Origin of the sequence: Gracilibacillus marinus (assembly GCF_042651725.1) — a bacterium.
In the GTDB taxonomy this organism is placed as follows: Bacteria; Bacillota; Bacilli; order Bacillales; family Amphibacillaceae; genus Gracilibacillus; species Gracilibacillus marinus.
Map to the genome: position 1 here is coordinate 81,824 of NZ_JBHSDV010000005.1, position 12,001 is coordinate 93,824.

Here is a 12,001-nt window from a genome sequence, read left to right on the forward strand (position 1 = left end):
ATTGTGAAATGACTTAGCATTCTGCTTTTTTTAACATCGAATGAACAAGCGCTTGATTCCGCTCTTTAAACACATCATTGTGTGAAGAAACCATCGCTGTTGCCTCTGCATCTGGTTCAAGGTATTTTTTCGCACTATTGACTGCATTTGTTGCATCTTGAAATGTACCTAAGATTAAATGCACTTTACTATCATTGTACAAGATATCACCAGCAGCATATAACCCTTCTACAGAAGAGGCGGATTTATTATCACAAGCAATATAGAAATCATCGATTAATTCAATTGAGATATCACTATTTTGAATAATAGAAGCATCCCGTTCAAAACCATGATTGATCACAACTTCATCCACATCTATTGTTTTGAATGTATTGTCTATATTATTTTGTAGCTCTACTTGCGAAATCGTATGATTGTCCACAGAACGTAATGTGGAGATGACGGTATCAAATAAACATGTCACAGAACTATTTAATAATTTGTCTACTTGCGCCTCATGACCTACCAATTGATCTTTTCTATAAATGAGGTATACCTTTTTTGCAATTTCCTCAAGTTCTAATGCAATATCAATCGCTGCATCTCTTCCTCCGGACACGAGTACAACTTTATCTTGAAATTGCTTGTATGATGGAATCGTATAATGTAAATTTGAAATTTCAAATCTTTCTGCGCCTTCTATCTCTAATTTTTGTGGATTCAAGATTCCACTCCCCGTTGCTACAATTACTGTTTTGGAATAGTGCACTTCTTCATTACTATTCATTAATACAAATACTCCATCCTCCCGCTTAGATATTTTTGCGATCTTCTCATTAAGTACGACTGTCGGGTTAAATGTTAGTCCTTGCTCTGTTAATTGTTCGATTAATTGCGCACCAGATAGCGGTTTCAATCCACCGACATCCCAAATCATTTTTTCAGGATATACATGGATTTTTCCACCTAAATGTGGTTGATATTCAATAATTTTTGTTTTTAAATTACGTAATCCACTATAAAAAGAAGCAAATAATCCTGCAGGTCCTCCGCCAATAATTGTTACATCATAACATTCTGTCTGATCCATTCTCTTTTCCACCTTTTTATTATTTTTTAAGAAAAATGTCGAATTATTTGAGATTTCGGTAAATTTTGCACATAATATATGTATAGTGAAACCGATGAATAATTTGTGTTTCTTACATTTCTATTCATTTCATTAGATGTATATAGTAATTATACTGATTGCCTAAATTAAAATTATCACTAAAAAAGTAGTTGACAATTTCAATTGATAACCATTATCATTATAAACGAAAGTGAGAATCAATATCAATCAAAAGGGGATAAGAAAAATGAAAAAAGTATTACTTAGCATGTTGTTGCTTTTATTATTTACATTAGTTGCTTGTGGACAAGATAGCGATAAAGAACAAGCAGATAACGAAAGCGGAGACAACCAACAAGAAGAAACAACAGATGAAGCATCAAGTGGTGACACCATTACGTATGAATCTGAGAATGGTCCAGTAGAAGTTCCTGCTAATCCAGAGCGTGTGATCGTATTATCTACATTCGCTGGAAACGTATTAGCATTAGATGTACCTTTAGTAGGTGTTGATTCATGGGCTAAATCTAACCCACGTTATGATTTAGAAGGTGTGGAAGAAGTTTCTGACGAAAATTTAGAAAAAATTATTGAATTAGATCCAGACTTAATTATTGGTCTTTCTACAATTAAAAATATTGATAAATTAAATGAAATTGCACCAACAGTAACATTCACTTATGGTAACCTCGGTTATTTAGAACAACATTTAGAAATTGGTAAATTGTTGAACAAAGAAGAAGAAGCTCAAGCATGGATTGATGATTTCAAAACTCGTGCACAAGCTGCCGGAGAAGAAATTAAAGCAAAAATCGGTGAAGATGCAACGGTATCCGTTATCGAGAATTTTGAAAAAGAATTATATGTATTTGGCGACAATTGGGCTCGTGGTACAGAAATCTTATATCAAGAGATGGAATTGAAAATGCCTGAGAAAGTGAAGGAAATGGCATTAGAAGCTGGATACTACACATTATCATTAGAAGTGTTACCAGAATATGTTGGGGACTATTTAATTGTAAGTAAACAAGAAGAAACAGAATCTTCCTTTATGGAGACAGACACATTCAAAAACATTCCTGCTGTACAAGAAGGAAATGTATTTGTAGCAAATGCAGATGAGTTCTACTTTAATGATCCGTTAACACTAGAATATCAATTAGAGTTCTTTAAAGAACATTTTTTAGCAGAATAATCGTATAACTACTAAAACATCACTCGTGTAGTCATACAAAAACGAATACACATGATATACTAGTAATTAAAAGTGGATGAAATAATCATAACGATTGTTTCATCCTTTACTTTTTCAAAAGTTTGTACTATTTTGCTTATAAGAGTTCGGAATACATATGAAAGCTGTTGATAACTAATGACACGTAATAAATTTTTTATAGTTAAATTACTTGCGTTTACTATACTCCTTCTATTCGTTGCTGTACTCGCACTTGTTTTAGGTGCAAAGGATACGAGTATAAAAGAAGTATGGCTTGCAATCACATCCACTACCACTACAGATACGATTACTATTTTACGAGAAATACGCTTACCAAGAATTGTAGGTGCATTATTAGTTGGTGCAGCATTAGCGGTCTCTGGTGCAATCATGCAGGGTGTCACGCGTAATCCATTAGCTGACCCAGGAATTTTAGGAGTATCGGCTGGGGCTAGTGTAGCGTTAGCACTCACAATGGCGTTGCTCCCATCTGCAAACTACTTTGTTATTATGATATTGTGCTTTTTAGGTGCATCTATTGGTACATTTATTGTTGTTGGGATTAGTTCATTAAGCAGTACACAATTTTCGCCATTAAAAATAGTCCTTGCAGGTTCTGCTGTTTCTGCCTTTTTGTTTGCTATTGCTGATGGTGTAAGTATTTATTACAAGATTTCAAAAGATGTTTCTATGTGGACAGCAGGTGGATTTATTGGTGCAAACTGGAGTCAATTAAAAATTATTGGACCAGCTATTCTTGTTGGGATTATTATTGCATTGTTCTTAGCAAGAAGTCTTTCGCTACTAAGTTTAAATGAAGACGTGGCGATTGGATTAGGTCAAAATGTAGTATTCATGAAATTGGTCTTATTTTTAATCATAAGTTTATTAGCTGGTGCAAGTGTAGCACTTGCAGGGAATTTAGCATTTGTCGGCTTAATGATTCCACATATCGTACGAAGTATTGTAGGTCAAGATTATCGGTATATTCTCCCGATGTCTGTCATTATTGGGGCCATTTTTATGGTATTTTGTGAAATGCTTGGCCGTACACTAAATGCACCGTATGAAACATCGCTCACTGCGATTGTGTCTGTACTAGGACTTCCTTTTTTCTTGTACATTGTTCGTAAAGGAGTGAAAGGACTATGACAAATAAGTATACGAAACAACGAGTGATTCTTCTTGTATTCCTTTCACTAATTATAATTACAGCAATTTTGAGTTTAGGATTTGGATATTCTTCTGTTTCTTTTAATAGAATTATTCCAACAATGCTTGGGGAAGGCTCTTTTAAAGAGGAGTTCGTATTATTTTCGATTCGTTTACCACGTATTGTGATTACTCTATTAGCTGGTATGGCTTTAGCTTTATCTGGTGCTATTTTGCAAAGTATTACAAGAAATGATCTTGCGGATCCTGGAATTATTGGGATTAATTCAGGAGCAGGTCTTGGTGTTGCATTATTCTTCTTATATTATCCAGTAGAAGCTGGCTCTTTTATCTATATGCTCCCAATAGTTGCTTTTGTTAGTGCGATCATCATTGCTTTTTTAATCTATATTTCTTCATATACAAAAGGTATTGGCGTGCAACCAATTAAAATCATCCTTATTGGTGTCGGCTTTTCTATGGCATCTTCTGGTGGAATGGTGATGTTGATTTCTTCATCCGAACGGGAAAAAGTTGATTTTATCTCAAGATGGCTTGCTGGTTCTATTTGGGGTACAGATTGGCCATTTATCCTTGCCATTTTACCATGGTTACTTATCTTGGTTCCTTTTATATTATATAAAGCGAGTAAACTAGACTTACTTGCATTTAGTGAACCAGTTGCTGTTGGTGTCGGGGTGAAAGTAGAGAAAGAACGAATCGTCTTATTGTTAGCAGCTGTCGCACTAGCTGCCTCTGCCGTGTCTGTTACTGGTGGTATTTCCTTTATCGGTTTAATGGCACCACACATAGCAAAGTCATTAATAGGCCCAAGAAACGCACTATACTTACCTATCGCCATTTTAATTGGCGGATGGTTGCTATTAATCGCAGATACAATCGGCCGCAACCTTAATTCCGCAGAAGGCGTCGCAGCAGGAATCATCACAGCCCTAATCGGAGCACCATATTTTATCTATTTATTAATGAAAAGAAGTTAACACAAAAGCGAAAGTGCCCGGTTAGAAACGTAGAGACTGGAGTGAACCAACTGAGATAAAGGAATCACGGTGAGCTTGCGAATCGATGATGACTTATACTCACCAGTACAAGTGTGACTATACCTCATGTATCCACATGAGGTAAGTCTTCTATGTCGTAGGGCGGTTTGCGAAGTCACCTAGTTTCTGGGGGCTGGAGCTGGATAACACAAAAGCGAAAGTGCCCGGTTAGAAACGTAGTGACTGGAGTGAACCAACTGAGATAAAGTGAGACTTCAATCAGTTGGAGTTGTAAACTCTAACTGATTGGTAGCGAAACTTATCAGAGTGTTAGCGACCGTTTACACACAACTAGCATACAAAATGTATAATCCCCTTATTATGTTGTGGGTATTACGGACGCTTCACAGTGGAAAAGGAATCACGATGAACAATATCTGTAACAAATCTAAAATACCCGCACTTCTAAACATGGAAGAACTTCACTGAGCGAAGGCACCCATCTCCCACTCCTATGGTACCTTTTTTCCAGAAAATCCACTTTTCCAAGCGGTTTGTGCTTGGAAAAGTTAGCTGAAGAAAAAAGCCCATGGAAAGGGAATTGGGCAAGCCGAAGCAGAGTTTACGCACACGAAACAATCAATATGCCATTGTTGCTTATTTCACCCGATGAATCACATAATCAAGTAATTGTTGAAGAAACATCGTGTTAAATGAAAACTCTTTTAACACCTCATATCCTGACGCATAATGTTCCCACATTGCCTTTTTCGCATTCTCCACACCTAATATAGTGACAAAAGTAGAGCGCTCATTGTCTTGATCGAGTTGGACTGGCTTACCTATCTCTTCAAACGCCCCTTCCTCATCTAATATGTCATCTTTGATTTGGAAAGCAAGACCTAAATGGTAAGCAAATTGTTTCATATATGCTTGATTTGTTTCGGTTTCACTCATTAGTATCATTGGTAACAATAATGCTACTTCAAATCCTAAGCCTGTTTTTAAATAACACATTTTTGTTAATGCCTCTTCTGTTAGCCTCTCCTTATTTGATGCCAAATCTAATGCTTGCCCTTCACATATTTGAGCTGTCATGCGTGTAGAATATTGCATCATGGAGAGGATGGCCAATGGATCAAATCCTTTAAGTGACGCCTGACTTTCGATTGCCTTTTGACTTAAATAGACACCTGCTAATTCAGCTGTTGCATGATCATATACGTTATGCAATGTTGGACTTGCTCTACGAAATGCTGCATTATCCTGTGAAGGTAAATCATCAAAAATAAGAGAAGCTGTATGCATATACTCTAGTGATTTTAATAACGGCAACACTTCCTCATATGTGAGTTGATATGCTTCTTTTGCAAGCATTGCTGTCATCAATGGTCGTAGCTTTTTTCCGTTATTTGCAATACTATAATTCACTGCATCTGTGACAACACCAGTCCATTGTTCTTTAGCTATCGTCAAATTCTCTGTAAGAAGTGTTTTGATTTGTTCTGCTTGTGCTTGAAATTTTCTTTTTGCTGCTCTCTCTTCACTCATTGTTGTTAAAATCTGATCTCGTATAAATTTATCTAAAAAATCTATATTAAATTCTCTCTTTGTTACTCTGTCAATAATAGGTATCATCTGATCTATTTCTTTTTCATAGATACCCATAATTTCTCGAAAACCTTCTTCACCAAGTCGGTTTCTTAATCGCTTTAATCCATTCATCGCTCGATCTAATATGACTTTCTTTGTTCTTCCATCCCCATCATACACATGCCTAATTAAGAAATGTGTGACAATCCAATATAGTTTGAACGGATTAATCAGATCATCTCTTTCTTTATAATAAGTAAGATAGTACGTATATGGCGTGACAGCCTTATTCTCTAAATCTAGAAATAAATCCGTGAAATCATCTGCTAATTGATTGTAAATACCATAGTAAAAAATACGCTGATTTATTTCGACATCTGTCTTTGCTTGAATTAATGACCTTACAATTAAACGAGAAGAAGATGATTTCAAAATAATCGGGAGATAAATTTCTTTATTTGTATAATAATTGTTCGATAGACTTTTGACTCTATCTTCTTCTTGGGCAGTAAAAAATACATATGCTTGCAGAAAAAAGTCTTCCTTCTTCTCTTCATCTAATGTTTGATGAATATATTGGAATGCTTCTTCTAGTTCACATTGAATAAATTGCAAGAAATCTTGATACGCGTTATTCCATGATGGAAACTTTGGCACTACCCCTGTTTTTATTGTTGTTCGAATGATGTCTGAGAATAGACTTTTTTCTTCTTCTGTTAAAATTGCACTATCTAATAAATCATCAATAAACGGGTATGTTAAACCATAACAATATCCTAAGCGCAATGCGCGTGCTAGCCTCTCTCTTCTATCCACTCTAGAAATGTCCTCTGGCATATTCTCGACTTCATGCATATACACACCTGCAATTAATTTAATTAATTTTCTTCGTGCATTGTCTCGATCTAATTGTTCTGGCATATGATCAGAAACCATCTTTATTTTTTCATATAACCATATATACGTTTGTTCCACCCCTTCTTTTTGTGCCCAGCGAAATAATGAGGCAAAATGAAACGTATCCTCCCCCATATTAAGAAGTGATTGTTCAAGTTCTTGCGCAACATTTTTCACACGTGCTTTTGTAGCAGGGTCTATAAGAGAATACCCTAAATCACGTAAATAAATATAAGAGATACTTCTATCTAGATACTGATCTAGTTCACCAGTTTTCTTTAGCCATTTTAGTTTATTTTTATCATCTATCACTTTCGCAATAGTTGTGAATGCAGTTCTCTTCTTTTGTTGTTTTTCCCATTCTATTAAATCATCTCTCATTTCAATCAAACAATCTTCTCTTTGGTAATTTTCTCTTAGCTTTTTATAGTAAGTTAATGCTTCGGATTCTTTTTGTTTATATGTGTATTCAAATTTATTCATGACTAAATCCTCACTTGTTGATTAATTATCCACTCTTCCTATTCTACTATACGTACTCTAAAAGAATACGATTCATTTTTATAGTTAATTTCTGAAATAATCTAATGTTTTCGTTATTGACAGTATAAATTTTTCCAATTATAATTGTTAGCATCCTAACAAAAAAGGAGAAGGGATATGCATGACAAAAAAGTAGTTGGATTTGAGATTAAAGTACTTTCTAACTTACTAAAACGAGCAATTAATAAACAAATCACTAAAAACTATGGGCAAGAATTAACCGGTATGCAAGGGATGATTATTGGTTATATCTCCCATCATTCTAAGGAGCGAGATATTTACCAACGAGATATTGAGACAAATTTTAATATACGTAGGTCTTCTGTAACTGGAATATTACAGACAATGGAGAAAAATGAATTATTGGTTCGCGAATCTGTCTCACATGATGCACGATTAAAGCGACTGGTTTTAACAGATAAAGCCGAAAAAATAAACAAAATCATTCATCAATCCATTACCGAAGTAGAAGACCGATTACAACAAGACCTAACAGAAATAGAACTAGCACAATTCTTTCACACAATAGAAAAAATAAAAAAGAATATCTCAACAGAGAATAAAGGGGGTAAACAAAATGATTAAGAAATTAGCTAACCTAATTGGTGAATATAAGAAAGACTCTTTAATCACACCAATATTTATGGTCTTAGAAGTAATCATGGAAGTAATCATTCCATTATTAATGGCTTTCTTAATTGACTATGGAATTAATCCAGGTGAAATGAATATGATTTTGATTATTGGAAGCGCACTATTTTTCTCTGCATTAATTTCCTTATTATTCGGTGTATTAGCAGGTCATTATGCAGCAAAAGCATCTAGTGGTTTTGGGAAAAATGTGAGAAAGCAATTATTTTATAATGTACAGAATTTCTCTTTTTCCAATATCGATAAGTACTCTACAGCAAGTCTCATCACAAGGATGACAACAGACGTGACCAATGTCCAAAATGCATATCAAATGATTCTCCGTGCAGCAATAAGGGCACCTATCATGTTACTATTCTCGTTAATTATGGCATTTAGTATTAATGCTAGATTGTCACTAGTATTTCTTACGATTGTACCTGTGCTTGGTTTAGGCTTATATTTTATTATCAAGAAAGCACATCCATTATTTAAACGTGTATTCAAAACATATGACAAATTAAATAGTGTGGTACAAGAGAATTTACGAGGCATTCGTGTGATTAAATCATTTGTCCGTGACCAAGAGGAAACAAAGAAATTCCATCAAGTCTCGAAATCTATTTTTAAAGATTTCTCTACTGCTGAGAAAATCTTAGCATTTAATGCGCCTTTAATGCAATTTGCTATTTATACGAGTATTTTGCTTATTTCTTGGTTTGGTGCACAATTTATCGTATCTGACACGATGACAACGGGTGAATTAGTCAGTCTTATCTCTTATGCTGCACAAATTCTTATGTCATTAATGATGGCATCAATGGTTTTCGTAATGATTACTATTTCACGTGCTTCTGCAGAAAGAATTGTAGAATCTTTAGATGAACAAACAGATTTACACAATAATGATGATCCGATTCTAGAGGTAGCTAGTGGAGATATTACATTTGAAAATGTTGGATTTAGTTATCAACATGACAAAAACAATTTAGTCTTAGAAAATATTAATTTTTCCATTAAACAAGGCGAAACTGTTGGTATAATCGGTGGTACTGGTAGTTCTAAAACCACACTCGTACAGCTGATTCCACGTCTTTATGACACGACTGTAGGAACGGTTAAAGTTGGAGGTGTAGATGTAAGAAATTATGACTTACACACATTACGTGACCAAGTCGCAGTCGTTCTTCAGAAAAACGTTCTATTCTCTGGTACGATTAAAGAGAATTTGCGTTGGGGAAATAAAGACGCAACAGATGAAGAATTAATTCGCGTATGTAAATTAGCACAAGCACATGATTTTATAATGGAAATGCCTGATGGATATGACACACATATTGAACAAGGTGGTTCTAACGTATCTGGTGGGCAAAAACAACGCTTGACGATTGCACGCGCACTATTAAAGAGACCAAAAATACTAATCTTTGATGATTCTACTAGTGCTGTTGATACAAAGACAGATGCGTATATTCGTGAGGCAATCCGTACTGAAATTCCTGAAACAACGAAAATCATTATTGCCCAGCGTGTTACCTCTGTCATGGATGCAGATAAAATTATGGTAATAGATAATGGCAACATTCAGGCAATTGGAACGCATGATTCCTTATTAACTAGCAACGCCATTTACCAGGAAGTATATCAATCTCAACAGGTGGGAGGAATAGTCGATGCCATCTAACCCTAAAAAAATGGAAAAACCAAAAGTGGATCGTAGTACAATCAAACGCTTACTAGGCTATATCTTTAAAGACTACAAACTCCTTTTTATCATTGTATTAATCGGAATTGTTGTAAGTGCAATTGCAAATGTGAGTGGCTCCTTATTTTTAGAAATTCTAATTGATGATTACATCGTTCCATTAGTCGGTGTTGAAAACCCTGTTTTTACTGGTTTATTACGAGCTATTCTGATTATGGCACTCATCTACTTAGTAGGTATTGTCTTCACGTATTTATATAACATACTAATGGTTGTGATTAGCCAAGGTGTATTAAAGAAGATTCGTGACGATATGTTTGAACATATGCAGAAGTTACCGATTCGTTATTTTGACACACATTCTCATGGGGATATTATGAGTCATTATACAAATGACACAGATACATTAAGACAAATGCTCTCACAAAGTGTGCCACAGATGTTTTCATCCGTAATTACAATTATTGCAGTATTTTCAGCAATGATTTTTACAAGTATTTACTTAACTATTGTTGTACTTGTTGTAATTGCTGTGATGTTCTTTATTACAGGAAATGTCGCCAACAAAACTGGTAGTTATTTTGGCAAACAACAAGCTTCCTTAGGTGCAACAAATGGCTATATTGCCGAAATGATAAATGGGCAAAAAGTAGTAAAAGTATTCAATCATGAAGAAGAAGCAAAAAAACAATTCGATCAATTAAATGAACAATTATGTGAGCATGCAACAAATGCAAACAGGTATGCAAATATTCTGATGCCAATTCTAAATAACATGGGGCATTTGCAATATGTGTTAATTGCTGTTGCTGGTGGTTTATTAGCTGTTGGAAATATTGGTGGCATTACATTAGGAGCAATCGCCAGTTTCTTACAATTAAGTAAAACGTTAAATATGCCAATTGCACAAGTCTCTCAGCAGTTAAATGCAATCGTAATGGCATTAGCTGGTGCAAAGCGTATCTTCAAGTTAATGGACGAAGAAGTAGAAAAAGATACAGATACCGTTACATTAGTGAAGGGTTCCTTTGTTAATGATTCGTTTGTAAGATCCAATCATACACAAGACAGTTGGGCATGGAAAGTACTTGACCAAACTTCACAAGTAAGCTATGTCCCATTAAAAGGGGATGTACAATTTGAACAAGTACACTTTAGTTACAATCCCGATAAACCAATTTTGAAGAATATTAACCTATATGCAAAACCAGGACAAAAAGTTGCCTTTGTTGGTGCAACTGGTGCGGGTAAAACAACAATAACCAATTTAATTAATCGATTCTATGAGATTGATAGTGGGAAAATTCTATATGATGGTATTGATATTAAACAAATGAAGAAAGAAGATATTCGTAAATCATTAGGTATTGTCTTACAAGATACAAATCTATTCACAGGTTCTGTCATGGATAATATCCGTTATGGAAAACTAGACGCAACAGATGATGAAGTTATTGCAGCAGCCAAATTAGCGAAGGCGGATGAATTTATCCGTAAACTTCCAGATGGTTATCATACGATTCTATCTAATGATGGTGGTGGCTTATCTCAAGGTCAACGTCAATTATTAAGTATTGCTAGAGCAGCAGTTGCAGATCCTCCAGTCATGATACTTGATGAAGCAACTTCAAGTATTGATACACGTACAGAAACCATTGTACAAAAAGGAATGGATGCACTTATGCAAGGCCGAACTGTCTTTGTCATTGCACACCGTCTCTCTACAGTTCAAAATGCAGATGTTATTATTGTATTAGATCATGGTGAAATTATTGAACGAGGAAACCACGAAAAACTTATAGAAGATCAAGGAAAGTACTATCAATTATATACTGGCGCATTTGAGATGGCATAGAGAGATGTAGACAAAAGAATTTTCTCATTACAAAAATCCAAACGATTCGGTGGTTAGTTACCGAATTGTTTGGATTTTGTGTGTATTTAGAAGGAAAGTGCGATGTAATAGTATCTGGCAACTTTGAGCTTCGATATGTGCTTTTTGATACTCTACAATTAATGTAATCATAGAAATGTTAACTTTAGTTCATATCGATTATGATTTTGTCATTAGATTAAAGCTCTTATTCGTTATAAACCAAAATACCTGCACTTCCAAACATTGTAGAGCTTCATTAAGCGAAGGCGCACACTCCCACTCCTATGGGATACTT

The 12,001-nt window shown here is 34.9% G+C and carries 8 protein-coding genes; 6 read left to right on the top strand and 2 right to left on the bottom strand.

All coding sequences use genetic code 11. The annotated features are described in order from the left end of the window. Nucleotides 1–13: 13 nt before the first annotated feature. Nucleotides 14–1,072: an NAD(P)/FAD-dependent oxidoreductase gene (locus ACFOZ1_RS13945; protein ID WP_390200260.1), complete on the bottom strand. Its 1,059-nt coding sequence runs from the start codon at nucleotides 1,070–1,072 to the stop codon at nucleotides 14–16. A gap of 268 nt (nucleotides 1,073–1,340) precedes the next feature. On the opposite strand from ACFOZ1_RS13945, the gene ACFOZ1_RS13950 reads away from it, so the two are divergent. From ACFOZ1_RS13950 to ACFOZ1_RS13960, 3 genes are all read left to right on the top strand, one after another. Beyond that, nucleotides 1,341–2,288, top strand: coding sequence for an iron-hydroxamate ABC transporter substrate-binding protein (locus ACFOZ1_RS13950; RefSeq protein ID WP_390200262.1), 948 nt, complete (start codon nucleotides 1,341–1,343; stop codon nucleotides 2,286–2,288). 177 nt (nucleotides 2,289–2,465) lie between these two features. Then, entirely contained in the window at nucleotides 2,466–3,461 is a 996-nt protein-coding gene (locus tag ACFOZ1_RS13955) for a FecCD family ABC transporter permease (protein WP_390200264.1), read from the top strand. Then, on the top strand, nucleotides 3,458–4,462 hold the full coding sequence (locus tag ACFOZ1_RS13960) for a FecCD family ABC transporter permease (RefSeq protein ID WP_390200266.1): 1,005 nt from the start codon (nucleotides 3,458–3,460) through the stop codon (nucleotides 4,460–4,462). The genes ACFOZ1_RS13955 and ACFOZ1_RS13960 overlap by 4 nt, the downstream gene beginning before the upstream one ends. 657 nt (nucleotides 4,463–5,119) lie before the next feature. Here ACFOZ1_RS13960 and ACFOZ1_RS13965 read toward each other — a convergent pair. Beyond that, nucleotides 5,120–7,435, bottom strand: coding sequence for a polyprenyl synthetase family protein (locus ACFOZ1_RS13965; protein WP_390200268.1), 2,316 nt, complete (start codon nucleotides 7,433–7,435; stop codon nucleotides 5,120–5,122). 177 nt (nucleotides 7,436–7,612) lie between these two features. Between ACFOZ1_RS13965 and ACFOZ1_RS13970 the strand changes: the two genes are divergently transcribed. Genes ACFOZ1_RS13970 through ACFOZ1_RS13980 form a run of 3 tightly spaced genes read left to right on the top strand, consistent with a single transcriptional unit; the run spans nucleotide 7,613 to nucleotide 11,685 of the window. Beyond that, nucleotides 7,613–8,080 carry a MarR family winged helix-turn-helix transcriptional regulator gene (locus ACFOZ1_RS13970; protein ID WP_390200270.1) on the top strand — a complete coding sequence of 156 codons (468 nt, stop codon included), beginning with the start codon at nucleotides 7,613–7,615 and terminating at the stop codon, nucleotides 8,078–8,080. Continuing rightward, nucleotides 8,073–9,809 (top strand): ABC transporter ATP-binding protein, encoded by a 1,737-nt coding sequence (locus ACFOZ1_RS13975; protein ID WP_390200272.1) that lies wholly within the window; start codon nucleotides 8,073–8,075, stop codon nucleotides 9,807–9,809. The genes ACFOZ1_RS13970 and ACFOZ1_RS13975 overlap by 8 nt, the downstream gene beginning before the upstream one ends. Beyond that, a complete protein-coding gene (locus tag ACFOZ1_RS13980; RefSeq protein WP_390200273.1) occupies nucleotides 9,799–11,685 on the top strand; it encodes an ABC transporter ATP-binding protein in 1,887 nt (628 codons plus the stop codon). The genes ACFOZ1_RS13975 and ACFOZ1_RS13980 overlap by 11 nt, the downstream gene beginning before the upstream one ends. The last annotated feature ends 316 nt before the right edge of the window (nucleotides 11,686–12,001 follow it).